The sequence below is a fragment of the Bacillus sp. FSL R9-9530 genome, from assembly GCF_038008145.1.
In the GTDB taxonomy this organism is placed as follows: Bacteria; Bacillota; Bacilli; order Bacillales; family Bacillaceae_G; genus Bacillus_A; species Bacillus_A mycoides.
Map to the genome: position 1 here is coordinate 2,100,201 of NZ_JBBOYO010000001.1, position 25,191 is coordinate 2,125,391.

The following is a 25,191-nucleotide window of genomic DNA, read 5'->3' on the forward strand; positions in this document are numbered from 1 at the left end:
TTTCTAATTAAAAATTATAGGAAAAGTAAATATAACGAAAGCTGCCCAAAGTCCGTAGATTGGCAAATACTTCGTAACGGCGTCTTGGATAGCTGTCGGTCCTGATTTGTTTTGTAGAAAACGCATATAGGATAACATAATCCAAATGAGATTTGCCCAAATCAGTATGTTTACTCCTAAAACAGCAAGTCTATTAGGTGTAATCCCATAAGAAGAAAGTCTGAATACGATGGCTGACAAAGCTACAGTGTCAATAATAAGCGCAAGAACAATTAAGGCAAAATTGATATAATCTGAAATGTTCTTTTTCTCGTCTGATTCACTCTCAACAATGGAAAATATGGTAACAGCCAATACACCAAGGAGTATTCCGTTGAAGGCCATTAGGAAATTGCGGTCCAAGAACGGATTTTTCCCGACCCATATAACCGTTATAAGATAAATCAACAATGTGATCAGGACGAGAGGACTAAAAATTTTAGATATGTATGGTGTAATATTCTTAGCAAGTTTAAGATTCATTGATGCCAAGTATGCAGCCACAATAGCGAGAGCGGCAGCACCAAATAAAATAACATTACTAAAATAGAAGTCTTCTATATTCAAGTCAACAAACCTAAATAACTGCATGGTTAATGCTGCTAGTACCATTCCGCTCACTGCCATGCTGGCGTAGAGAATACCATATTCCAAATTAAATTTAATATAAGCTAATCTCGTACTTCCTTTTGAATATTCATTTCCTGTAAACGCAAACCCTACTAAGACCCATAACAATATAGGAAGATGTAAATAAGCAAGGATAATGCTGTCTTTATAAGTTAATGGCAACATATTAAGATACAACCCGGAAATTAGGAACAACGCCGCAAGGAAATAAATAATACTTTTCTTCGGAGTATTATTGTAAATAAAATAAGCAACAATAAAAGGAATTACACCAAAAGCTAGGTTAATTGGAGCAATTGCTTCCTGCTCGACAAAGTGAAAAATGATTCTGGTGCTTAGCCCAGCTAGAATAGCTAACATGCCCATGAATAAGAAACCTTTTTGAAACAGCGATATTTTTTCTGCATTTTCCGTTTCCTTGAAATGCATCCTTTCATACCAAGCAGCTAGAAGCTGAGAATCAGGGTTTTCATCCCATGCTTGTGAGAATGACTTTTTAAAAGCTTTCGGGTCTTTTCTATACAGTCTCTCCAACTCATGAGGGTTATCCATATTTTCAATTATTAAATTGTTAACCTCCATATTTATACCTCCTCTATTTTAAAAAATAAAGTTGTTACCTTTTCCATAAAAAGCACCACACTTATTTATTATGTTTTTGATTTTAATATAGAATTTATCGTTTTGCAATAAAATTTTATTATTTTAGATAGTATTTTTGTTGTATATTTTTATTCCAAGCAAAAACAAAAAGCATTCCTCATTCAAAGAAATGATCAAAATGATATAAACGTCCAATTTAATAACACCTTTTCAAACAATTATTTCAAATAAATTTTAGTGCTAGTATACAAAACTCTGTAATTATAAAATAAAAAAGCATGACATAAAATTGTCATGCTTTTTCTTTTCTATCTATATTTTCAAACCTAATACAGCACATTTTACTCAGGAAAGAGCTTTTTCATTTGTTGAAACCACTTATGTCCTTGTATAAAAAGTTCTTTACTAATAAGTAATGTAATTACTGCGTTTTTCAAATTAGTAAAGAACTTTTTACCTTTTATTTATATAGCTACAGTCAGTTTTGAAACTTCCTCAAGTAAAGAACTTTTTATCCCGGCTCAATTTTTCGTAAGATGTCTTTATTACTTGATTGAAGGCTATTTTTGCTTTGTTCATATCTCCTAATCAACCATTTCCCAAAATTGAGATGCTACTTTGGAAATTCTTTGGTCTTTTAATTTTACTATTACAGGCTCTAACTGAAAATCAAATTGTTTCAATTCAAAAAGCGTTGTATGTTCTAAAAATGATGATGTGTAATCCATTCTTGGAATAACGGATAATCCTAGTCCTCTACTAACAAGTGCTACAACCATCCTTATATCTTTACACTCGATAATGATATTTGGCTTGACTTGATGTTCATCAAATACTTTGAAAAGGTCTTCATTGAAGGAGAGTCCTTCCATCGCTCCTAGCATAATGAATGGAAACTGGGCAATCTGTTCAATCGTCACATGCTGTGATGAAAACGATGTTGCCCAACTTGATGGAATAATCACAGCGGTTGGTTGTTTTTTTAATATTTTCATCTCATATTGTTCACTATTGCCCAATCGTAAAAGTAAGGCAACATCAATTTCTCTTTGTTCTAGTCTTTTTAATAATTCTTCTGAATTTCCAGTTACTATTTTTATTTTGACATTAGGGTATTGTGTTCTAAACGTACTAACATAGTCAATGAGCATATTCGAACATGTAGACGATACACCGATACTTACTGTTCCGCCTATACCTTGTTCAATTTCTTGAATTTGCTGCTTTACATCTTGAATTTGCATTAACATTTGATTGGCATATTGGTATAGTATTTCACCTGTTGCTGTAAGCTCCCATTTTTGACGATATCGATGAATTAAAGTTGTGCCAAGATCAGTTTCAAGCTTTTTTAATAATTGGCTAAGTGGGGGCTGCGCGATATGGAGCACTTCTGCTGCCTTAGAAATGCTTCCTTGTTTCACAATTTCTTTAAAGTAATATAATTGCCTGAAATCCATTGTATCTCTCCGTCATATGTTTTTTGATATAATTAGTTTATCATATATATATTTTTCATATGTCGAATTTAGCGTTATATTTAATTCTATAGCTATAGTCTTTATATTGATAATATTAACTAGAAAGTGAGAGATACTATGAATCATTGGAGTAGAACCTTGAAGCGCATCATCTTATACGTGCTCGGGTTATTTTTTATGTCGATTGGCATTAGCATGTCGATTCAAGCAGGATTTGGTGTATCGCCTGTGTCATCATTAGCATATGCAAGTACGCTAACGATTGGTTTATCGGTTGGTGTGACAATGGCGCTTGCAAATGTTTTATACATTATTATTCAAGTGATATTAAGTAAACGAATGGAGTTAAATGAATTTGTGAGTCAATTCATTATTTCATTTTTATTTGGTTTTTTCATGGATGCAACGCTCTTCCTTGTACAACTTTTCCCTGCACCTGAAACTCTCCTTGCTCGAAGTGTATATTTGATTGTTAGTTTATTTGTTATAGCGGTCGGTTTAATGGGCTATACAACAGCGAAACTGCCATTAATGCCGTATGATGCGTTAACTTATGCAATTAGTGAAAAATTTAATTTAAAATTCGGTAAAGCAAAAATTTTGAGCGATTTAATAAACATTTGTGTGGCTGGTGCAATCTGTATAGTTTTCATTCAATCATTAGGCTCAATCGGAATCGGCACACTAATTGCCGCCTATTTTATCGGCAAAATTTTAGGGTGGATGATACCGTATTATCAACCACCTCTCCAACAATGGGTATTTAAAACAGAAAAGGCTGTCTAAGGAATCATAATAAAGTACAGGAAAAATAGATGAATCAAATTCCTCAGCCGAAATCAAATAATGAATTTTACACCTTACCAAGTGCCAGTCCACATTAGGAATGGCACTTCTTTATTACTGCCTTTTCTTTGACCTTCTATCACTTTGGTTAAATGATAAAACAAATATTGTATTAAAACTAACCTGCCGTTTAGTTAAAGAAGGATCTTTAAACAACTTTTTTATATTTTAAAAGACTTTATTGCTACTTAACACTATTTCATACCATCTTTTCAAACAATTATTTCAAATAAATTTTAGTGCTAGTATACAAAACTCTGTAATTATAAAATAAAAAAGCATGACATAAAATTGTCATGCTTTTTCTTTTCTATCTATATTTTCAAACCTAATACAGCACATCTTACTCGGGAAAGAGCTTTTTCATTTGTTAAAACCACTTAATTCTCAAACACAAAATTAATCTTATTATCTTTCCACTCTAACTTCGCATCAAACGTTTTCTCGCCTTTTTTAAAGCCTTTAATTAAATCGGTCTTCTCACCTTTTAATAGTTTCGTCATGTTTTTTTGCGAAATAGCTTTGCTTAAAATCTTCTTCGAGATGGTAAAATCACATTGTGTTGTATTGTAGTTAGAACAACCGTAAAACGTCGACTTATCAATAACATCGCCATCGCATTTTTTACAGTTCCCGACCTTTTTACCTGTTGTAAATTTCGATCCTTTTCGCTCAATCGATTCAACATGTAATCCGGTGAAATCCCATTTCTCCGACATTTCTACCGCATCTTCAATAATTTTAGCTGATAGCTTTTTCGTTTGCTCCATAAATGTCGCTGGTGAAGCTGTACCTTCTCCAATTTCCGCAAGGCGTTGCTCCCATTTTGCTGTCATTTCTGGTGAAGCCAGTATTTTATCACCGATTGCTGTAATTAATACTTTCCCTTTATCGGTTGCGTACACTTGGTTTTTCTGTACATCTATATATTTACGGTCTTTCAGCATTGTAATAATACCAGCACGAGTGGCCTCAGTACCTAAACCTTCTGTTTTCTTCAATACTTTCTCAAGCTCTTCATTTTCTAAATACTTACCGGCCGTTTTCATTAACGTAATGAGTTGTCCTTCTGTATAACGTTTCGGTGGCTGTGTTTTTCCTTCTTTCACTTTCACCTTTACAACTTTTCCTTGTTCACCTTCAGCTACAATTGGAAGAATCGTTTCGTCATCTTTATCGTCTTGGAAAATAACTTTACGCCAACCTTCTTGAATTTGCTGTTTTCCTTTCGAAATGAACGCAGCACGTTCGTCTACAAGAGTTGTAATCGTTGTGTAATCAAAGATTGCTACTTCATAATGCGCCGCAATCAGCCTTCTTACGATCATATCGTAAATTTTCTTTTCATCACCTGATAGTTTGCTTGGATTTGTAACTTGCTCTGTCGGTATAATTGCGTAGTGATCTGTAACTTTCTTTTCATTCACATAACGCTTATTATTCATAATCGATTCAATTGGTGCTGGCAATAAACCTTTATATTCATCAAACTGACTTAACTTCTGTAAAATATCAGGGAACGTCGCTGCCTCTCCTTGTGTTACATAGTTAGAATCCGAACGAGGGTAAGAGACAATCCCTTTTTGATATAGTGCTTGCGTTATATCAAGTGTCTTTTTTGGTGAAAATTTAAAGGCTTTATTCGCTGTCGCTTGCAGTGCTGATAAATTAAATAAAAACGGCGGCTGAAACTCTTTACGCTCCGTTTTCATTTCTTTTACTACAGCCGGTTTGTTTTGACAAAACGCTGCAATTTTATTTGCCAAATCAGGGTCATTTAAGCGGGACTCATTATCTTTCTCCCATTTCCCCTCATATTTCTTTCCTTCTATATTAAAGGTTGCGAACACTTCCCAAAACGGCTCTGACTTAAAGTTCTCTATTTCTTTTTCACGCTTTACAATGAGTGCTAATGTTGGTGTTTGTACACGACCAGCGGAAAACACATCATTCATTCCTTTTTTCTTTAGCAAAATACTAAAGACACGCGATGCATTCATACCAACGACCCAGTCAGCGCAAGATCTTGTATATGCTTCGTAATACGTATTAATCGTATCTGCTTCATCTAGTAAGTTTTTAAATCCTTGATAAATAGCTTGCTTCGTTAAAGATGAAATCCAAAGACGCTTCATTGGCTTTTGCACGTTGCAAAGATTAATAATATTTCTTACAATCAGTTCCCCTTCACGCCCAGCATCACCCGCGTGAATAATTTCTGTTACCTGTGGATTATGTAACAGCTGTTTCACAACGTTAAATTGCTTATACTTTGACTTTGTTACCTCAAATTGAAAACGCTCTGGAATCATCGGCAATGTATTAAGTGACCATTTCTTCCACTCAGCGTGATAATGTTCTGGATTACATAACTGCGTCAAATGACCAATTGCCCATGTACAGTACGCTCCATTTGGAAATAACTCATTTGCTTCTACTTCTAAATACCCATCTTTCCGGCGATATTTAAACTGTGAAACAAGAGCCAAACCTTGATCTGGTTTCTCGGCAATAATTAATTTCATCTTCTAACTCCCTATCTGTATTCCAGTGTTACTTTCATTGTCTATCTGTTTAGAAGCGATGATAAAACAACCATCTTATTTATCATTCGCGGTTTGCCTCACAAATGGGAGACCTATAATATTATACGCTTATTCTTTATGGCTTCACAATAGAAACTCATTATATAACACTTTCTTTCTCATGCTTATAGACAAAAAAGACGCTCAAAAATCGAACATCTTTTCCATTCACTACTACTTGCTTACATATATTCTCTCAAAATAAAAATACAACAATTCTTTATGAAGCATCGTCCACTAAGAGAACCATCATTATTTGAAAATTATATTGAACTTACCTTTTTTAAATTGTGCAGATAATTTGCAGATATATATTAGCATAAGTACTCTCCATTTGAACATATGATGAAGTGAATGATAGGACAGGGAGGTATCATGATGTTCGCTTATACGTTAACTGCCTTAACACTTTGTTGTATCTCGATTATTATTACATCATATATTTCTAAACGTAAGGGTACCCTAATGGAGTATATGGTATTTATTATGTCTTTTAGTATGTGTATCGGTTTAAGTATAGGTTTTTATTTAGGGATTCTCTTCAAAGGAGAATTACTATATTCTACTTTGCTTGCTATTTTGATTAGTGGGTTTATCGGTTTTTTAGTCGGTCTACGTTTTCACCTATATACTGCTTTAGAAGGACTGTTCTCTGGATTAATGGCAAGTATGATGGGAGCTATGATTACAGAAATGTTAAACGCTCAACAAGCCCACAGTATACTGTTCATTAGTCTTTTACTTACTATAACAATAACTATGTCCTGTATAATTCAACTTTTATCAGAAACCTTTTCTACTTTTATCCAACGGCGTTTTTTATTATTACTTTCAATTAGTGTGGTAATTATCGTTGCCGTGTTCGTGACATTCCCCGATCATACTCCCCCATCTTCATCCGGGCACGATCAACATATGCATTAACACTTGCAACGAAAATAAATAAGCAGCTATCCATAGGATAACTGCTTCATATTATTCTGGCTTATTAGGAATGTTAGGGTTTGGAACATAATCAGATTTATAATCTGTATATTTCACTTCTGTTACCATCCCCGCTGAAGCATGGTGTAAATCATGACAGTGGAACATCCAATCACCCGGATTGTCTGCTACAAAGGCTACTTCATATTCTTCTCCTGGTTTTAAGTTCAAAGTGTCTTTAACAATTGGAGAACCTTCTACCGGTTTTCCGTCTTTACTTAACACCTGGAAGAAATGACCGTGTAAATGCATCGGATGATCGTCCGCTTTAGAGCGATTTACTAATTTTACTCTTACTAAATCACCCTTTTTCACTGGAATTGGATCAATATCCGGAAATATTTTTCCGTTAATTGTATATACCATTTCCTTTCCATTCATTTGCGTATTCAAGTCCATATTATATGTGGCAGTATACTGCTGGTCTAACGTGAAACTACCTAATTTTTTCGCACCATATTTCGTCATATCTAATTTTGGTAGTTTTTCTTTTTCGTTTGCTTTATCTTTCATCTCTTTACTACCTTCATATTCAATAACAGCTTTCATTCCTTTTGCACCCTTATTTTTCGAATGGTCTTCAACGTACCATTTCCCAGGATTGTTAGCTGTAAATTCAATATCATAACGTTCACCCGGTGCGATTGAAATTACTTTGTCTTTTATAACTTTTGGATCATTAATTGGTTGACCATCTGTTGCAATTACTTTTAAATCATGACCGTGAACGTGTATATCATGTGATAGATAACCCGCATTAACGAGTCGAAGACGAACTTTATCACCCTTATTCACTTTTAATGGCTCTACTAAATCTCCGCTTTTACCATTGATTGTGAATAAGTCATACATACTCATATCATGACCTTCCATCTTCATATTTCCATGGTCCATTCCTGCCATATTACTAGAGTCTTTTTTATCACTGTCCATACCGGAATGATCCATGCCTTTCATATCATCATTCTTTTTCGTATTTTCATTACCCTTAGATTTATTACCTGTTGGCCCTTTTGTCATTTCTTTTAACTGCTTATTAATTTCTTCTTTATCTGTTACCCATTCATCTAACATTAATGTGTAATCTTTATCATACTTTTCACTTGTATCCTCTACAATAAGAGCACCATACAAACCTCTATCTAGTTGATTTACAGAATCTTGATGTGAATGATACCAATACGTTCCTGGTACGTTCGCTTCAAATTCATAGGTGAAACTTTTTCCTGATTCAACCGCATCTTGTGTCACACCCGGAATTCCATCCATGTTATTTGGGACTGGATATCCATGCCAATGAATAGATACTGGTGCAGATAATTCATTTTTTAATGTCACTTTAACCTTTTCACCTTTTTTCACCCTGATTTCTGGTCCAGGAGATGAACCATTAAATGTCCAGACCGGAACAATAACACCGCTACTTAGCTTTTGCTTTTCTTCTTTCGCTACTAAAGTAACTTCTGGCCCTTTTACAACTTTCAATGGTTTTGTAGCCGTTTCAGTCTGTGTTGTTTTTTTATCGTCCATATTTTTATGATCATTTGTTGTATTCGTGGTCGCAGAACATGCAGCAATTAAAGATATTACGGAGACTGTAACTGCTGTTAATACAAATCTCTTCAATGAAAATCCCTCCTTTTTCTTTTTCAAGATTATTATAGAAGTCAATTTTCAAGAAAATATGGAGGTTTAAAATGGCCTAAATAAAAAGACGCCCAAAATTGAGCGCCTCTTCTAATAATTATTTCGTAACAACTTCATCTTCTTTTACATTCACATTATTTTCACTCATAAACTCTTCAATCTCTTCAACTTCTCTAATGATATCTTTTGACAAGTTTTCATACCCATCTTTTGTTACAAGGATATCATCCTCAATACGAATTCCAATTGATTCTTCTTCAATATAAAGACCAGGTTCGATTGTTATAACCATACCTTCTTCTAACACTCTATCTTTGTATGTTCCTACATCGTGAGTATCTAAACCAAGGAAATGGCTGACGCCATGATAATAGTATTTTGATAACTCTTCATCTTCTTGAATTAAACCAATTGCTTTACACTCTTCTGCCAGTACCTTTTTTGTATGCTCATTTAATGCAGTAAACTTTAATCCTGGCTTAATAAGCTCAGTTGTTTCTTTCAATGCTTTTAACACTATATTATATATTTGTTTTTGGCGACTAGAGAATGTTCCACTAGCTGGGAATGTGTAACTAATATCAGCGTTGTAGTAATCTTTTTGAGCACCTAAATCGAGCAGCACTAAATCACCATTTTGAATTTGTGCATCATTATCTTCATAATGAAGGACTGTAGCATTTTTACCACTCGCCAAAATTGTATTGAATGCATGATGTTTAATTCCAGATGATTTAAGCGTAAAATCAAAATGAGCTTCTAATTCATATTCCATCACATCTGCTTTTGCATGCTTCAGCACGTTATAAATACCCTCTTTAGTTACAGCAATCGCTTCTTTAATGATTTCAATTTCTTCTTCCGTTTTAAACACTCGTAATTCACAAATATGCGGATATACATTACCAATTAAAACGTGTGGATACTGTTCTCTTACATATTTAGCAAACGCTAACGTTTTCGTCTCAGTACCCTTCCACTCACGACGCTCTAAATCTAAATACAGATGCTTCACATTTTCTGTGAAAAGTGTATTTGCCATTGTCTTCTCAAAGCTTTCTATATATACAACTTTTTTTATGCCTGAAATTTGTTCTGCATCTTCTTTAGAAACTGTTTTACCGTCCCATTTTTCCATTACTGGATCTGATTTTTCAATGAAAAGAGTTTCTTCCACACTATTTCCAAACTTTTTCAACATGAAAATAACATTTGGCTCATCGATTCCCGTTAAATAGTAAAAATTTCGATTCGGCACAAATTTATAATGTGCATCGGCTGACATATGAGGTGCTTGCCCAGCAAATAAAATAGTAATAGATTCATCCGGTAATGTGTTTACTAATCGTTCTCTATTTTGAGCAAAAAATGTTGATTTCATAATAATCCCCCTAGCATTCTATGTATAATTTTGAAACTGATTATCCAATATAATTCATTCTATTATTGTTATAATTTTTCGTCAATTAATAGTGCTCATAGAGAAAAGAAAATCTTCATTACTAGGGCCCCTTCCACTCTAAATTATGCATACCACTCCACAATTTCTTGACATTTATTCCATATACTTAAAATCTCATATATATGGAAAGGAGTCTACAAAAGTGAAACATTATGTAGCAACAGGGTTAGCAATTACTTCTTTATTAATAATTACAGGATGTTCTAGTAATGCTGAAACAGCACCAGCTAAAAAAGAAACGGTGCAATCTCAGCCAAAAAATAAAGAAACAGCAAATACGATTCCGCAAAACTTCTATAAAGAAATTACCTCTGGAAAAATCGAGCACATTCATGGAATTGGCTACGCGGGAAATATGCCTGGGGTTTCTATCGCAACTCACAGTGGTATAAAAGTTTATCAAGATGGTAAATGGTTTGAAACTACGACTGAGCTACATGATTACATGGGATTTCAGGCAACAAAGAATGGATTCGTTGCCAGCGGTCATCCTGAACCAGGTGCAAATTTAAAAAATCCTTTAGGGCTAATGAAAAGTTCTGATGGCGGTAATACCCTCGAAAAGCTAGCGTTTTATGGAGAATCTGATTTTCATAACCTTGCTGTCGGATATAATACGGAAGCAATTTATTTATACAATGAGCGTCCAAATTCTAAATTACAACAAGGTTTTTATTTCAGTACGAACAACGGACAAGATTGGAAAAATAGTAAATTAAACGGTCTTTCAAGTACAATCCATTCCTTTTCAGCACATCCAGATCAATCTAGTGTAGTCGCGGTAAGTGCTAAAGACGGTGTATATTTGTCTACAGATTATGGAAATACATTTGAACTATTTTCTAAACCAGTTGAATCGACCGCAGTTACATTAAGTAATGAAGACATTATCTATGCCTCTATTAATAAGCAAACTGAGCAACTGATTACGAAGAAATCAATTGCTACAAATGAAGAAACAAACTTACAGATTCCATCTTTAGATTCTAAAGATACAATTATGTACATATCACAAAATCCTCAAAATTCAGCTGAAATAGTTTTTGCTACAATGAAAGCAAATGTCTTTCTTTCTATGGATGACGGTAAAACGTGGAAGCAGATTACTAAAAATGGAACATTACAATATAACTAGTTAGAAAGGTGAATATAACGTGTTTTCAACAGTTAGCGAGTGGAGTTATCAACTCATGTCTCCTTTAATGGATATCGCGAATGCTACGAAATCAATTCCTCTTTTATTTGCGTTTTTATTAGGCATTGTAGGTACCCTTGCTCCTTGCCAATTAACAGGAAGCATTAGCGCTATTACACTTTATCCCGCATTAACGGGCAGTAAAACTCCCACCTCAAAATTCGGATAGTACAAAGAAGTTAGGTGGGATATCAACTGTCCGTAAATGCCCGATTGGTGAAGGCTAATAATCAGTGGGGGATGAACAAAACCCCCACTGATTAAAGTTTCACTTTATGGCAATCAATCTTTACAAAAGGGACATGCATGGAAACATATATTGTTATTCATTTTAGGAAAAATAATAGCTTTTACGACACTTGGACTATTAGTATGGTTCTTAGGAAAAGAGATTCAGCAAATATTAACTTTGTATTTCCCATGGTTACGAAAAATAATTGGACCTTTATTAATTTTAATGGGGCTAATGTTGGCAGGTATTATAAAAGGAAGAAGTTTCTTCTCAATCAAATTTATACGAAAACAAAATGAGGTTGGCTCATTTTTACTTGGATTCTTTTTTTCCTTAGCCTTCTGTCCGACTATGTTCGTTCTATTTTTCGGAACGTTAATCCCTTTATCTTTCTCATCTAATTATGGATACTTGTTTCCGACATTCTTTTCGATAGGAACTGCTCTACCTATCGTTATATTAATGTTCATCATCTCCTACCTTGGATTAAATGACACACTACTTAAAAAGAGCCGAAAAATAGGAAAAAACATTCAACTTATAGCAGGGGTGCTACTCATTTTAGTTGGACTTTATGATATATCCTTATATTGGGTATAAATATAAAAGGTAAGTTCCAGTGACTTGAACTTACCTTTTTACCAATTATATTTAACTCTTCTGCATGCCCTTTTGCTTCATCTCCCACTTTTTATACAGTAGTACTGTACCAAATAAGAATACCCCCGCAACAAATGAACCTACTGGTAACATCTTTATCATTTCATCAGGAAATACGAGCGGAAGTAATGGGAATGCATACGCTGCTGGAATACGTACTCCAACGATTTTCAATAAAATTAGCATTAATATCATATTGAATAAAGTGACTACAATCCATGAATCAATCGCAAAGTACAATAACGTTCCAACAGTTGCTGATGTAGTTAATACTAGTATTTGTTTAAATGCCATTTTTTCATTGTACATCGGTTTTTGAAGTGATTCATACACAACGACTAGAATTGGCGGAATAACCGCTAATTGTTCATAACCAGTTATCCAACATAAATTGATCCATACAAAATTTAAAAATAGAAATACAACCATATATTTATATTGGATTTTAACTTTTCTCTCAATACCGTTATTCAATTTAAAAATAAGAACACCAATCATTAAAATAAATGTCAAAACGAAGACTGAGATAACAAATGACCATTCCGTCGCATTTGTTACTAATGGTAATAAACCTGTCGCAATAGATGGTGCTAAATTGGATTGAATAACACGTAAAAACAACATCATTAATATAAGTGTTAAGCTAACTTTTCCTATATAGGAAATGTCCATTTGATTCACTGCAAAACCAATAACAGCTGTTATTGACGGCGCAATAAAGATTTTTTCTGGTTGTCTTAGCCATCCCGGCTCACGATATGCCCATAAAGCTATTGCCATCGCAGCTATTTCCGGCAAAATTACTTCTGGATCATCTAATAGTACACCAGCTGTAACCATCGCTAATATAAATAGAATTGCAATGCTATATGATATGATTGTTTCTTTCCTTGAAATTACTGAATTCATTATTACATACTCCTTTTTGCTTATTACTCTCATAAAGTAAAACAATACCCTATATACCCTACTTAGGTATTGTATATTAACATCTTTTCTATTTCAAGTATTTGTAGTTTTTTCATTCTTTATCACCCCATACACTTACAAAACAAGGCATGTTTACAGGCATTGACACTTATTAAAAGATACGTTACAATAACTATACATTAGTAAGTAACTAATGTAATTAAATCTAACTAGAGGTGAAAACAAATGAAAAACATTTTATTCCGTATTAACGAATTATCAAAAAAAGAAAGAACATCTGGATTAACAGTTGATGAAAAACAAGAACAACAAATGTTGCGTCAAAACTATACAAAAACATTTCGCGGGAGCTTAGATTCCATTTTATTAAACACAAAAATCGTTGATCAAAATGGTCTTAACGTTACACCAGTTGCATTACAAGATGCTCAAATCCGTTTAAAATTAAGCAAATGAAATCAAAGCTAAAAAAACAATCGTATAAAACATAAAAAGAGCTGAAATTCCTATATAGAAATTCCAGCTCTTTTTATTGTCTTTTCTAATTTAGTAAACGAGCGATACATCGCAATTCTCCACGATACAATCATCGCAAATGCGAGTAAGAAAAACATCCCGCTTAATTGTGCTAAATCAATTGATTGACTTAAATATGATTTTAATGCTACCCGGACAGCTAATAAACCAACTAAAATAAATATGAACGCTTTTGATGGTTTCATATATATGTCTTCGCCTCTTATTTCGAACTTAGATGTTTTAATAAGAAATATAGAGAAAATAAGTCCTACGCTAATTGCCTCTACTATTTCTAAAGACGTTAATCGAAACTCTGGTAAGAAGTACATCATTGCACCAGTGCTCATAAAAATTGGCGGTAATATAATTTTCTTTTTCGTTACCGGTTTTTTCGCTGACTTAAAGCGAAGAAACATAACTCCAACAGCCATACAAACCGCTACTATACTTGATAAAAGTGCTAAACTCATACTCTCCACTCCTATCTATTTAAAAGATTTTCTGAGCAAAATCATAAACCAAACGAGCCCAATACTTATAATGACATGACCTAATCCAGCCATATGGCTTAAACCATTAAAGTCAGTTCCATTCACTTGTAGAATACCTCTAAATACCATTGTAGCGATTGTAAAAATAAGTCCTATGTTATAAACAACAAACCACGCACGAAAACTTTTTGTTTCACGGACATTAAATACTTTAAATAGAGCTAAAGCGATCAAAAAGAATACGAAGCCGAGCACTAATACGTGTGTATGCACTAATTGCAACATAGTGGATCCTTTAATTCCTTGCGCTTTCGTATACTCTCTAGCAAATACACCTGATAATAAACCAATAATTAAGTAAATGAATGCTGCATTATATAATTTCTTCATCATATTCCTCCTGCTGTAAACTTTCCATATTCGATGCAATCATTTTACGCAAAGTTTATGAACGGAATATGAACGGAATATTACATTCTATTTTTGAAAATAAAAAAGCCATTCCACAACTATTCATTGTGGAATGGCCTTTTAACTTATTTTAAATCTTCAATTGAGAAAGCACCTGGCAGTAACTGTTCCACAGTCACTTCTTTTTCATCACCTTTTACATTCGTTAGTAATACAGGCATTTTCGGATCACAAAATTCAGCAATAACTTGTCTACAAGCACCACATGGTGAAATAGGTCCGTCAGTTTCTCCTGTAATGACTAAGTAACTAAAGTCGCGCTCACCTTCTGATACTGCTTTAAATATTGCTGTTCTTTCTGCACAGTTACATAAACCGTAAGAAGCGTTTTCTATATTACAACCAGTATAGATTTTACCTTCTTTCGTAACTAATGCTGCACCAACAGGAAATTTAGAATACGGAATATACGCTTTCGATAACATCTTATTTGCTTCTTCGATATATTTTTTCTTATCCATATTATTTCCTCCTCAAAGTAAATGTAATATTGATTAGTCAGTAATAACTGTATGAACTAATTTAGGAGCCACTGCTGTTTCAGCGATAGAAATGTTCTCATAGATTTTTGCTTTTACATCTTCTACATTTTCGCGATTTGCATAGATCGTTACGAACGGCTCGCCTTCTTTTACTGCATCGCCAACTTTTTTACGTAACATTAGTCCTACTGCTAAATCGATTTCATCTTCTTTTGTTGCACGGCCAGCACCAAGTAGCATAGCTGCGATACCGATTTCATCTGCAACAATGTTTGAAATCACACCTGAAGTTTTTGCAGGTACATCAATTACATACTTCGCTTGTGGCATTTTTTCTGGATTGTCTACAATCGAGCTGTCTCCGCCTTGGTTGCTTAAGAACTCTTTAAATTTCTCAGTTGCTTTTCCATTTTTCATCACTTCAATTAGCATTTCACGAGCTTCTTCTAATGTATTTGCTTTTTTCGCAAGTACGACCATTTGGCTTCCTAATACAAGTACTAATTCTGTTAAATCTTCTGGACCTTCGCCTTTTAAAGTATCAATTGCTTCCTTCACTTCTAGAGCGTTACCAATCGCAAAACCAAGAGGTTGTGACATATCTGAAATTACTGCCATCGTTTGACGTCCAACATTATTTCCGATACGTACCATTGCATGAGCTAATTCTTTTGCATCTTCTTCGGTTTTCATAAATGCACCAGCACCTGTTTTTACATCAAGTACGATTGCATCAGCACCAGCTGCAATTTTTTTACTCATAATTGAACTTGCAATTAGAGGAATTGAATTTACTGTTCCTGTTACATCACGTAATGCATAAATCTTTTTATCAGCAGGTGTTAAGTTTCCTGTTTGTCCGATAACAGCCACTTTGTCACGGTTTACAATATCAATGAACTGTTCTTTCGTAATTTCAACGTGGAATCCTTCTACCGCTTCTAATTTATCAATTGTCCCGCCCGTATGTCCTAAACCACGACCAGACATTTTTGCTACTGGTACATCTAAAGCAGCGACTAATGGTCCTAATACTAATGTTGTTGTATCACCAACACCGCCAGTTGAATGCTTATCTACTTTAATGCCTTCAATTGCTGATAAGTCGATTGTTTCTCCAGACTCAACCATTGCCATCGTTAAATCTGCACGTTCACGATCCGTCATATCTTTAAAGAAAATTGCCATTGCAAGTGCACTCGCTTGATAGTCAGGAATACTTCCGTCTGTATAACCGTTAATAAAGAAATTAATTTCTTCAGTTGTTAATTCTTTTCCATCACGTTTTTTCGCAATAATATCTACCATTCTCATTACAATCACCATTCCTTTTTATATTATATGAATCTGTTAAAATAATAAGCCAACGATTGTTGCTGATAAGAAACTTACTAATGTTGCACCGAAAAGTAATTTCAAACCAAATCTTGCGACTACATTCCCTTGTTTTTCATTTAAGCTCTTAACTGCCCCAGCAATAATTCCAATTGAAGAGAAGTTTGCAAATGAAACTAAGAATACAGATATAATCGCTGTCGTTCTATCTGAGAAATTAAAGTTTCCTTGTGCTAAATCTGTCATCGCAACAAATTCATTTGATACAAGTTTTGTCGCCATAATATTCCCTGCGTTAACTGCTTCATGCCATGGAACACCCATAATAAATGCAAATGGTGCAAATACATAACCAAGAATTTCTTGGAATGAGATACCGATTACACCTTTAAATACTGCATTAATGAATGCGATAAGGGCAACGAAACCAATTAACATAGCTGCTACTGTAATCGCAACTTTAAATCCATCTATAATGTATTCCCCTAATACTTCAAAGAATGTCTTTTTCTCTTCTTCTTGTACTTCTAACATATCTTCTTCTTCAGTAACTTCATACGGGTTAATGATAGAAGCAATAATGAAGCCACCGAATAAGTTAAGCACTAAAGCGGTTACAACATATTGCGGTTTTAATAACACCATATATGATCCAACGATAGACATAGATACTGTAGACATTGCAGATGCACATAATGTATACATTCTTTTCTCTGGCAATAATCCTAGTTGTTTCTTAACTGAAATAAACACTTCAGATTGTCCTAAAATCGCAGAAGCTACCGCGTTATATGATTCGAGTTTCCCCATCCCATTTACTTTACTTAATACTAGACCGATAGATTTCACAATAATAGGTAATACTTTAATGTGTTGCAAAATACCTATTAAAGCTGATATAAATACGATTGGCATTAATACACTTAAAAAGAATGAAAACTCTTTTTGATTTACTAATCCACCAAATACGAAATTCACACCATCAGCGGCATATTTTAATAATTCTCCAAAACCATCTGCTATTCCGCTAATTAATATATTCCCTACGCTTGTATTTAATAATAAAAACCCCAAAATGAATTGTAATATAACCATCGTTATGATTGGGCGATATTTGACTTTCTTTCTATCATTACTAGCAAGCCAAGCGATACCTAAAATCAATACGAGGCCTAAAACACCGATTAAGTATTTCATAAGCCGTCTCCTCCCACTCGTATCCGCTTACATTATTTTCAATTGTTAAAGCAATAGATACACTTTACTTTAAACGTGTATCTATTGCTTTTCACACTTTATTAATTAGTAATTATCTGTAGCACCTTTTGCATCATTTAATACGATTGCAACACTAGCACTTGCTCCAACGCGAGAAGCTCCAGCCTCTACCATTTTGTCTGCATCTTCACGTGTACGAACGCCGCCAGATGCTTTCACGCCAACGTTTGGTCCAACTGTTTTACGCATTAACGCGATATCTTCAGCAGTTGCTCCGCCAGTTGAGAATCCAGTTGAAGTTTTTACGAAATCAGCGCCAGCTTTTACTGATAATTCACAAGCACGAACTTTTTCTTCATCTGTTAGAAGGCAAGTTTCAATGATTACTTTTACAAGAGCTTTTCCTTTTGCTGCTTGTACTACTTCATAAATGTCTTTTTCAACGAACTCATTGTCGCCATCTTTTAAAGCACCTACGTTGATTACCATATCAACTTCAGTTGCACCTTTTGCGATAGCATCTTTTGTTTCGAATGCTTTTGTTTCAGTAGTGCTTGCTCCTAATGGGAAACCGATTACAGTACAAACGTCTACATCATGTCCAGCTAATTCTTCAGCAGCTAGCTTTACCCATGTAGGATTAATACAAACTGAAGCAAATTTGTATTGCTTTGCCTCTTCGATTACTTTCATAACATCTTCTTTTGTAGAATTTGGTTTTAAAATTGTATGATCAATTAACTTTGCAATGTTCATTATCTTCACTCCTCATATCTTTTAACAACTTCATTCTAACCCTTAGTTGAACAAATGTAAATATACTTTTGAACTTTTGTTCATTCTTTTTTAGAAGGGAATTTCTAGTAATACATTGAAAGTAGTATAAGCTTGTAAATAAAGGATGTGAACCACTTGTTTAAGTCAAAATTCTTTATATTCACATTGCTAGTATGCACCTCACTATCCATATTTATTTTTTATAAAAGGGATGTTATTTTCCAAGAAGGAAACCCAGTTCCATTTGCTTTAGCTATGTCTAAGATGGTTATTCAAGATAAAGAAATGATGGAAGTAGAACCGATAGATAATCAATACCCCTACTTAGTAAAGCGCGGAAAAATGGAACCTTTTATCGATATGATGGAGCAAGATGGCTGGAGTTTTGTAGATAGAGATATTATGGCTAACTCACTAATTTTTGAAAAAGGAGATCAATCAAAGAGCGTTCCTTACAAATACTTTACAAGGTACTACACATTGATTTATTCATACTAAAAATAAAAGGCTTTCTCAAAATTAATATTTTGAGAAAGCCTTTTATTTCTAACCTTTTTGATAATGTAACAATTCTTTCGCTGTATGCTGATCTATAATTAGTACATTTGCATACCCGCCACGTAACGCACCGTCAATTGCTTTTATTTTTCTATTACCACCTGCAACTAAAATAGAACGTTTCTTTAACTTAAGTTCCTCTAACTCAATTCCAATTGTACGCTTATTAATTTCTTCGCTACTAATATTTCCGTCTCCATCAAAGAAACGTGAACAAATGTCACCGACAGCTTGTTCTTTCAAAATGTTCGTTTCATCCTTATCTAAATATCCTAATCGGAATAATAACGCTTCATCACGCACTGTTCCAACAGTGAAAATTGCAATATTTGCTTGTTTCCCCATTTCAATAATGTGATGAATATGTCTATCTTGCTCCACTAATTCTTTTGTCACCGCATTATCAAATATAACTGGAAGAGGTAGATTTCTTGGCGTCGTTTGAAAAGCATCTGCAAATAACGCGATCGTTTCATTCGCATATGTATTTACACTTGAGTGACTAATGCCACCTTTTAACTGGACAACCTCTACACCTTTCACATGTTGCGGTACGATTTTTCTAGCGATTTCATACATCGTCATTCCCCAGCTTACACCAACGATATCACCAGTTTTCACTGTCTTTTCCATATACTCAGCAGCATACTTACTAATATACTCCGTAATCGTTGCATATTCTGGTACTGGAGAAAATATAACATGCGCCTCTAACAAGTTGTACTTTTCTTTAAGTAAGTTCCCAACGTTATCTAAGTCAGCAAATGGATCAGCTATACTAATTTGAACAAATCCTTTTTCTTTCGCATACTTCAATAATCTAGAAATCGTCGGTCTTGAAATATTTAATTTATTAGCAATTTCTTGCTGACTATAATCTGATTGATAATATAATCTTGCAACTTCAACGCTTAATTGTTGTTTATCCTTATCCATAGTAACTCATTACAAACCCTTTCCTGTATTTCCCTTTCGTTACAAGCATTATACAGCTTTATGCAAGAAATTTCGACTCCCTAAATTTCTCTGCCTAAACTTCTACTCCCCTTAGTATATACAATGAAACTTTAATCAATGGTTTTTTATCCATCCCTTACTTATTATCAGTCCTCCCTCACAATGTAATATTTTTCCTTATAAAGCAAACTGGGCAGGTTATTAAGGAACTCATTTTTAAACTTCAAATTAGATATGGACATAAAATTAGTATGAAGGTGTGAAATCAATTGTAAAATGGCAGTTTTAGAATAAGTAAATAAGAGAAATAACCACCATTGATTATTTCTCTTTTCATATACATATTTATTTTTGGAAAAATAACCTAACTCCAAATACTAACAATACTGCGCCAGTAATACCCTCTATTGTACGGTTCACTTTTTCTTTTCTTAAAAAAGTTCTTAATTGACGTATTAGTGAGATATAAAGTAAATACCATATTGCTGTCAAAGTCGTAAATGTGACTCCTAATAAAAGAAATTGTAGGAAATGATTTTGATTACTCACAATAAATTGGGGTAAAAAACTAAGGAAAAACACAGCAGTTTTTGGATTTAAGATTGCCGTGGTAAATCCTTGTCTAAAACTTTTAATCGTTCCAATATCCTTAGAGTTCATTCCCACTGAACCTGACATATCTTCTTTTTTATGTAAGGCACTTTTAATTGACTTTACAGCTAAGAAAATTAAATAAAAAGCTCCAGCATATTTTATAAATGTAAATAGCATAGCAAATTTCATTAGGATAGCAGAAAGTCCTAGTGTAGCCATTATTGTATGAATCATCATTCCAGATATCGTTCCTAAAACAGTCTTTATCCCACCATTTTTACCATGCGAGATAGTGTTTTTTGTAACTAAAGCAAAACCGGGACCAGGCATTATTATGATTAGGATTGCTGTAAGGATAAATAACAAATAATTTTCCATGTTCTAGTATTTCCTTTCCAATTTTTAGTTTTTCTTATAGTATAGCTTTTTTACTAAAAATATTAAATATAAAAAGCGTGATCAGGAGTTTATCGAGGTTATTAGTATCAATTTGATCAAACATTATCCTAAAGTTACATTGATAAAACACACGGCAAACTTATGGGTAAAATTACAAGCTCGTCTCTCACAAAAAACGGGATAAAAAAAATAAACAGTGGAACTAGTCCGCTATTTATTTCGCCACGCCTTCATGTAATTTTTCTGTATAATCTTTTACATCCTTCCAGCTATCTTTCGCTGTATTTAAATCTTCTTTTATAAAGGTAAATTCTTCGGGACTGATTCCTTTTACGTTTTGTAGTAAATTATTATATTTCGCACCTACCGTATACCACTGATTTGATATGTTTTGCAGTGCTGTAATTGCTGCATCAATTGTTTCTGTCATATTTGTTGTTTTATTTTTTACATCTGTCAAAATTGCCACTTCTGCTTGTGCTCCAGAAATTCTATTCTTTAAACTGGCTATTTCTCGTTCTGCATTTGCAATATCTTTTTTCGCAATCGCAATCATCGGTCCGCCAGCAAGACATGTTATTAGTGCTACGCAAAGTACACCACCAGCAATCACCATATCGTTACTCTTTTTAATCGAATCGTTATATGTATTTATTTGTTGCTCTAGAGCTGGAATACCAGCATTCGTACTTGCCAAAATCGCTGTTAATTGATTTGTATCCTCTTTAAAACTATTTGTGTCTTTCGCCATTCTATCGCGAAAAGCTTTCAAATTCCCTAATAATACATCTACCTCATTTTGATTCTTTAAAATGTCCGCATACAACTTTTCTAAATCCGCTTTTAACTTTACGCTATCTTTTTGATCAATCGCTAATAGCATGTCACTATAGTACGCTTGAAAAGTATTGTTGTAATCAATAATATTTTGATCCGTTTTCATAATTTGAGGCTTCATATTATTTAACCAATACGCCGCATTAATTTTTGCATCTCTTTGGTGCTGAATCATATTCCCTCTTAAATTACCATTAATTGAACTTATTTTACTCAAATCAGTCTCTTGTTGATTTTGAATTAATTTTGCATATGAATCCATCGCAAATATACTTGATGTCGTTTGCGCCATTACATCTTGGAACCCTGCTGGTCCGAGAGAATAATTTTTTGCACTCTCTTGTAATGTTTTTATGTTTTGTTCTGCTGCGAAAGGATGTAAAGGAAATGCATTACTCGTTGCCACTCCAGCAATCATTATCGTTAAAAGGCATTTTTTATAGAAATTACTACGCATACTTATCACCTATTCTTTTTATGAGGATATGAAACGTTAGAGGTAAAAGAACTCCTGCTCACTACTGAACAGGAGCTCTCTATTTTATAATAACCAATTATCTATACATAACGTTGTAACAGTTTAATCGCTATTATGCTTTTTTCGTATCTACTACTTTAATATCTTCAGCATAAATCTTTTCTGCATAGTCTTTAATGTTTTTCCAGCTATCTTTAGCTATATTCAAGTCTTCCTTAATGAAAACAAGGTCGTTTGGACTAATAGAGTCTACATTTTGAAGTAATGAATTATATTTCGATCCCATTGTATACCATTGGTTTGAAATATTTTGCAACGCTGTAATTGCTGTATCAATTGTGTTTGTTAAATACTCAGTTTGTGTTTTAATGTTCGTTAGTCCTGCCACTTCTAATTGGGCAGTTGTAACTTGTCCTGTTATCTTTTGAATTTCTGCCTGTGCATTATCAAGCTCTTTCTTCGCTAATACGATTCCAGCTGTTCCACCACCTACAGCTGCTGCACCACCTGCAATTAACGCGACTCCTAGCGGCGTTCCTGCACCTGTAGCAATAACTACTGCACCACCGATAATTGCAATTGGCCCTAAAGCTGTCGCAACTGATGAACCGATAATAATTGCATTATATTTACTAATCGCTTCATTGTACGTTGTAATTTGATTTTGCAGAAGCGGGATTCCTGCATCTTGACTAGCTAATATAGATGTAATTTGATTTGCATCACCTTTGAAGTTTTGCGTATCGGACGTCATTTTGTTTCGGAATTTTTTCAAGTCTTCTACTAACTGATCTACTTGCGCTTTATTTTCATTAATACTACTTGATAATCTAGTTAAACCTTTCGTAAGAGTCGCTTTATCTTTTGCATCTACCGCAGCGACTAAAGTATCATAATAGTTTTGGAATTTCGTATTGTAATTAATAATATTTTGATTCGTTGAAATAAGCTGTGGTTTTAATACATCTAACCATTGCTTCGCATTTCCTCTAGCTGTATCCTGGTGCTGAATCACTTTCCCTTTTAAAGCCGCATCAACAGACGATACATTACCAAAGTTAACATTACCTTGTTTAATAATTGTTAAAGCGTACAGATCCATTACTAAAGCGTTTGAACCTGTTCTTTCCATTGCATCTTTCAGGCCTTCTGGTCCTAATGAATATTCTTCGTAGTCATTATAAGCTTTTGCTACAGCATGAACTGGAGCTTGTTTCACTGTACTTTCAGCTGCATACGTATGGGCCGGCATAATATTCCCTGCTGCAAATACTGCCATAAGTGCTGATAGAGCCATTACTTTATAAGGTTTTTTTGTCATTTTTCTTCTCTCCCTATATCGCTAATTATTTTTCTGTTTAATGTACTTCAACGTTTGTAACGTAATCTTCAAATTGATTTGTTTGCTTATTCATTTCATCACTTACTTTTTTAAGTTGATTGAAATGTTTTTGAAGTAAACTACTGTCTGTATACGTGCCTTCTTCAATATTTGTTTGAATTTGGATCATATTATTGTTTAAAACTTTCCAATCCGTTAATAACGTTTCTAAAGTTGTAATTTGGCGATCAATTAGTTCTGTAAAGCTACTTACTTGATCTTCAACAAATGTAATTTGAGTCGCCTCTAATTCAGTTTGTGATAACTTCTGAATAAGCGGTAATAACTCTTTTTGCTTTTGTTGAATACGAAGAGCTGCTTCCCTCGTTTGACTATCTGCTGCATTTACAATTTCATTACTTAACGTACCGATAGAAACAAAATCGATTGTTTTCGTTTGTGCAGTTTGATTTGTGATTGTAAATACTTGTTTACCGATATTAATAGAACCTTTAATAATTTCTTGTGGTCTATTCAAAATAGTAGTTAGTTCAGCTTGAATTTCCCCTTGAATTCTTTTTATGTCTTCTCTTAATTTCACAATATCTCCACTTGATCCTTGCAGTGTTTTTATTGCTTCATCAGCTTTAATTGATAAGTTATTACTATCTTTGTCTAATACCGTTTTAAATCGATTTAACTCTAATAAATCTTGCTCCATACTCTCTTGAATGCTTTGGACCTGCAATTGTAATTTTCCATATGCGTTTGTAAAATCTGCTTTTGCCTGTTCATCTTCATTTACTTTTCCTGCTAGTTCATAGAGCTTACTATAATAGCTATTAAATCTAGTGCTGTATCTCATCATCTCTTGATTTAAGTCGATTAGCTTCGGATTATATTCATCAATCCACTCTCGTACATTCGTTTTTGCAAATTTTTGATGATTCGTTAAACTACTCATAGCGTTTACCTTAATGTCTGGCTGTTGCAAAATAACTAATCCGTATGCTTGTATAAGCGGTGACTGTGATCCTAACATTCTAATTGAATTGGATAATGTATTTGGAGCAATTACATTTTGCGCATATACTGTTTTCACTTCTGTTTGCCCCTCCTTAGCGTAAGCGCTTACAGGAACGAAGCAACTCGTAGATACTGCTGTAACCAATAACCCTGTAATTAAAGTCTTTTTCACTTTAACTCCTCCTATGTATTAGCAACTATTACTATCGCATTTTAGTATTCTATTTTCTTGCAAATGATTTGAGATGGTTAAAAATAGAGAACGTTCTCACCGTGAGTCATGTACGAACCACCTCTCTCAAACTTTATTTCTACAGTACTTACTTATTGCTATAAAACACTTCATAACTTTTCATATGTGCTTAGTATGAATAAAACTGTATAAATTTTCTATTTTATTGCGATTTCCACATTCACACAGTGAATATATTACA

Annotated in this window: 24 protein-coding genes; 7 read left to right on the plus strand and 17 right to left on the minus strand. The window is 33.9% G+C overall.

Going from position 1 to position 25,191, the window contains the following annotated elements; genetic code table 11:
* Positions 1–3: 3 nt before the first annotated feature.
* Both MKX66_RS10375 and MKX66_RS10380 read right to left on the minus strand, forming a co-directional pair.
* Entirely contained in the window at positions 4–1,251 is a 1,248-nt protein-coding gene (locus MKX66_RS10375) for a DUF4153 domain-containing protein (RefSeq protein ID WP_002031260.1), read from the minus strand.
* 605 nt (positions 1,252–1,856) lie between these two features.
* Complete coding sequence (locus tag MKX66_RS10380) at positions 1,857–2,732, minus strand: LysR family transcriptional regulator (protein ID WP_000347551.1); 876 nt, start codon at positions 2,730–2,732, stop codon at positions 1,857–1,859.
* A 138-nt stretch (positions 2,733–2,870) separates the two neighbouring features.
* On the opposite strand from MKX66_RS10380, the gene MKX66_RS10385 reads away from it, so the two are divergent.
* Positions 2,871–3,539 (plus strand): YczE/YyaS/YitT family protein, encoded by a 669-nt coding sequence (locus MKX66_RS10385; RefSeq protein WP_033708127.1) that lies wholly within the window; start codon positions 2,871–2,873, stop codon positions 3,537–3,539.
* Positions 3,540–3,979: 440 nt separating this feature from the next.
* Here the strand turns inward: MKX66_RS10385 and topB are convergent, their stop codons facing one another.
* Positions 3,980–6,124: a DNA topoisomerase III gene (gene topB, locus MKX66_RS10390; RefSeq protein WP_002012275.1), complete on the minus strand. Its 2,145-nt coding sequence runs from the start codon at positions 6,122–6,124 to the stop codon at positions 3,980–3,982.
* Positions 6,125–6,562: 438 nt separating this feature from the next.
* Between topB and MKX66_RS10395 the strand changes: the two genes are divergently transcribed.
* Positions 6,563–7,108, plus strand: a complete 546-nt coding sequence (locus MKX66_RS10395) for a hypothetical protein (RefSeq protein ID WP_002141309.1) — start codon at positions 6,563–6,565, stop codon at positions 7,106–7,108.
* 51 nt (positions 7,109–7,159) lie between these two features.
* Here MKX66_RS10395 and MKX66_RS10400 read toward each other — a convergent pair whose 3' ends face one another.
* Positions 7,160–8,794, minus strand: a complete 1,635-nt coding sequence (locus tag MKX66_RS10400; protein WP_341086078.1) for a multicopper oxidase family protein — start codon at positions 8,792–8,794, stop codon at positions 7,160–7,162.
* Positions 8,795–8,912: 118 nt separating this feature from the next.
* Positions 8,913–10,196, minus strand: coding sequence for an aminopeptidase P family protein (locus MKX66_RS10405; protein WP_002012280.1), 1,284 nt, complete (start codon positions 10,194–10,196; stop codon positions 8,913–8,915).
* A gap of 223 nt (positions 10,197–10,419) precedes the next feature.
* On the opposite strand from MKX66_RS10405, the gene MKX66_RS10410 reads away from it, so the two are divergent.
* From MKX66_RS10410 to MKX66_RS10420, 3 genes are all read left to right on the plus strand, one after another.
* On the plus strand, positions 10,420–11,412 hold the full coding sequence (locus MKX66_RS10410; RefSeq protein WP_137076148.1) for a F510_1955 family glycosylhydrolase: 993 nt from the start codon (positions 10,420–10,422) through the stop codon (positions 11,410–11,412).
* 55 nt (positions 11,413–11,467) lie between these two features.
* Positions 11,468–11,641, plus strand: a complete 174-nt coding sequence (locus MKX66_RS10415) for a hypothetical protein (RefSeq protein WP_193652712.1) — start codon at positions 11,468–11,470, stop codon at positions 11,639–11,641.
* Positions 11,642–11,731: 90 nt separating this feature from the next.
* Positions 11,732–12,304: an urease accessory protein UreH domain-containing protein gene (locus MKX66_RS10420; protein WP_137077125.1), complete on the plus strand. Its 573-nt coding sequence runs from the start codon at positions 11,732–11,734 to the stop codon at positions 12,302–12,304.
* 51 nt (positions 12,305–12,355) lie between these two features.
* Here the strand turns inward: MKX66_RS10420 and MKX66_RS10425 are convergent, their stop codons facing one another.
* Complete coding sequence (locus MKX66_RS10425; protein WP_113769362.1) at positions 12,356–13,273, minus strand: HPP family protein; 918 nt, start codon at positions 13,271–13,273, stop codon at positions 12,356–12,358.
* 246 nt (positions 13,274–13,519) lie between these two features.
* On the opposite strand from MKX66_RS10425, the gene MKX66_RS10430 reads away from it, so the two are divergent.
* Positions 13,520–13,750 (plus strand): DUF896 domain-containing protein, encoded by a 231-nt coding sequence (locus MKX66_RS10430; RefSeq protein ID WP_002035023.1) that lies wholly within the window; start codon positions 13,520–13,522, stop codon positions 13,748–13,750.
* A 50-nt stretch (positions 13,751–13,800) separates the two neighbouring features.
* Here MKX66_RS10430 and MKX66_RS10435 read toward each other — a convergent pair whose 3' ends face one another.
* The 6 genes from MKX66_RS10435 to deoC all read right to left on the minus strand — a co-directional run bounded on the left by MKX66_RS10435 (position 13,801) and on the right by deoC (position 18,566).
* Positions 13,801–14,283, minus strand: coding sequence for a CcdC family protein (locus MKX66_RS10435; RefSeq protein WP_060751261.1), 483 nt, complete (start codon positions 14,281–14,283; stop codon positions 13,801–13,803).
* Positions 14,284–14,298: 15 nt separating this feature from the next.
* On the minus strand, positions 14,299–14,694 hold the full coding sequence (locus MKX66_RS10440) for a DUF2871 domain-containing protein (RefSeq protein ID WP_326996443.1): 396 nt from the start codon (positions 14,692–14,694) through the stop codon (positions 14,299–14,301).
* 146 nt (positions 14,695–14,840) lie between these two features.
* Entirely contained in the window at positions 14,841–15,236 is a 396-nt protein-coding gene (locus tag MKX66_RS10445) for a cytidine deaminase (RefSeq protein WP_000358532.1), read from the minus strand.
* A gap of 33 nt (positions 15,237–15,269) precedes the next feature.
* A complete protein-coding gene (locus MKX66_RS10450) occupies positions 15,270–16,571 on the minus strand; it encodes a pyrimidine-nucleoside phosphorylase (protein ID WP_002165965.1) in 1,302 nt (433 codons plus the stop codon).
* Between the two features lie 36 nt (positions 16,572–16,607).
* A complete protein-coding gene (locus MKX66_RS10455; protein WP_002035026.1) occupies positions 16,608–17,789 on the minus strand; it encodes a NupC/NupG family nucleoside CNT transporter in 1,182 nt (393 codons plus the stop codon).
* Between the two features lie 105 nt (positions 17,790–17,894).
* A complete protein-coding gene (deoC, locus tag MKX66_RS10460; RefSeq protein ID WP_002012110.1) occupies positions 17,895–18,566 on the minus strand; it encodes a deoxyribose-phosphate aldolase in 672 nt (223 codons plus the stop codon).
* A gap of 156 nt (positions 18,567–18,722) precedes the next feature.
* Between deoC and MKX66_RS10465 the strand changes: the two genes are divergently transcribed.
* The gene (locus MKX66_RS10465) at positions 18,723–19,085 is read left to right on the plus strand and encodes a hypothetical protein (protein WP_215591148.1); all 363 of its coding nucleotides are present in this window, start codon (positions 18,723–18,725) and stop codon (positions 19,083–19,085) included.
* A 48-nt stretch (positions 19,086–19,133) separates the two neighbouring features.
* On the opposite strand, the gene MKX66_RS10470 is transcribed toward MKX66_RS10465, so the two are convergent.
* From MKX66_RS10470 to nheA, 5 genes are all read right to left on the minus strand, one after another.
* On the minus strand, positions 19,134–20,081 hold the full coding sequence (locus MKX66_RS10470) for a sugar-binding transcriptional regulator (RefSeq protein ID WP_088039203.1): 948 nt from the start codon (positions 20,079–20,081) through the stop codon (positions 19,134–19,136).
* Between the two features lie 366 nt (positions 20,082–20,447).
* A complete protein-coding gene (locus tag MKX66_RS10475) occupies positions 20,448–21,074 on the minus strand; it encodes a LysE family translocator (RefSeq protein ID WP_044440497.1) in 627 nt (208 codons plus the stop codon).
* 235 nt (positions 21,075–21,309) lie between these two features.
* Complete coding sequence (gene nheC, locus MKX66_RS10480) at positions 21,310–22,389, minus strand: non-hemolytic enterotoxin subunit C (protein ID WP_044440495.1); 1,080 nt, start codon at positions 22,387–22,389, stop codon at positions 21,310–21,312.
* A 133-nt stretch (positions 22,390–22,522) separates the two neighbouring features.
* Positions 22,523–23,731 carry a non-hemolytic enterotoxin NHE subunit B gene (gene nheB / locus MKX66_RS10485; RefSeq protein ID WP_000162968.1) on the minus strand — a complete coding sequence of 403 codons (1,209 nt, stop codon included), beginning with the start codon at positions 23,729–23,731 and terminating at the stop codon, positions 22,523–22,525.
* A 37-nt stretch (positions 23,732–23,768) separates the two neighbouring features.
* A complete protein-coding gene (gene nheA, locus MKX66_RS10490) occupies positions 23,769–24,929 on the minus strand; it encodes a non-hemolytic enterotoxin NHE subunit A (protein WP_002135640.1) in 1,161 nt (386 codons plus the stop codon).
* Positions 24,930–25,191 lie beyond the last annotated feature (262 nt).

Bases quoted from the DNA above. Each gene is read 5' to 3' on its own strand.
- MKX66_RS10375 (WP_002031260.1), bottom strand. From the start codon at position 1,251: ATGGAGGTTAACAATTTAATAATTGAAAATATGGATAACCCTCATGAG.
- MKX66_RS10380 (WP_000347551.1), bottom strand. From the start codon at position 2,732: ATGGATTTCAGGCAATTATATTACTTTAAAGAAATTGTGAAACAAGGA.
- MKX66_RS10385 (WP_033708127.1), top strand. From the start codon at position 2,871: ATGAATCATTGGAGTAGAACCTTGAAGCGCATCATCTTATACGTGCTC.
- topB (WP_002012275.1), bottom strand. From the start codon at position 6,124: ATGAAATTAATTATTGCCGAGAAACCAGATCAAGGTTTGGCTCTTGTT.
- MKX66_RS10395 (WP_002141309.1), top strand. From the start codon at position 6,563: ATGTTCGCTTATACGTTAACTGCCTTAACACTTTGTTGTATCTCGATT.
- MKX66_RS10405 (WP_002012280.1), bottom strand. From the start codon at position 10,196: ATGAAATCAACATTTTTTGCTCAAAATAGAGAACGATTAGTAAACACA.
- MKX66_RS10415 (WP_193652712.1), top strand. From the start codon at position 11,468: ATGTCTCCTTTAATGGATATCGCGAATGCTACGAAATCAATTCCTCTT.
- MKX66_RS10425 (WP_113769362.1), bottom strand. From the start codon at position 13,273: ATGAATTCAGTAATTTCAAGGAAAGAAACAATCATATCATATAGCATT.
- MKX66_RS10430 (WP_002035023.1), top strand. From the start codon at position 13,520: ATGAAAAACATTTTATTCCGTATTAACGAATTATCAAAAAAAGAAAGA.
- MKX66_RS10435 (WP_060751261.1), bottom strand. From the start codon at position 14,283: ATGAGTTTAGCACTTTTATCAAGTATAGTAGCGGTTTGTATGGCTGTT.
- MKX66_RS10440 (WP_326996443.1), bottom strand. From the start codon at position 14,694: ATGAAGAAATTATATAATGCAGCATTCATTTACTTAATTATTGGTTTA.
- MKX66_RS10445 (WP_000358532.1), bottom strand. From the start codon at position 15,236: ATGGATAAGAAAAAATATATCGAAGAAGCAAATAAGATGTTATCGAAA.
- MKX66_RS10450 (WP_002165965.1), bottom strand. From the start codon at position 16,571: ATGAGAATGGTAGATATTATTGCGAAAAAACGTGATGGAAAAGAATTA.
- MKX66_RS10455 (WP_002035026.1), bottom strand. From the start codon at position 17,789: ATGAAATACTTAATCGGTGTTTTAGGCCTCGTATTGATTTTAGGTATC.
- deoC (WP_002012110.1), bottom strand. From the start codon at position 18,566: ATGAACATTGCAAAGTTAATTGATCATACAATTTTAAAACCAAATTCT.
- MKX66_RS10470 (WP_088039203.1), bottom strand. From the start codon at position 20,081: ATGGATAAGGATAAACAACAATTAAGCGTTGAAGTTGCAAGATTATAT.
- MKX66_RS10475 (WP_044440497.1), bottom strand. From the start codon at position 21,074: ATGGAAAATTATTTGTTATTTATCCTTACAGCAATCCTAATCATAATA.
- nheC (WP_044440495.1), bottom strand. From the start codon at position 22,389: ATGCGTAGTAATTTCTATAAAAAATGCCTTTTAACGATAATGATTGCT.
- nheB (WP_000162968.1), bottom strand. From the start codon at position 23,731: ATGACAAAAAAACCTTATAAAGTAATGGCTCTATCAGCACTTATGGCA.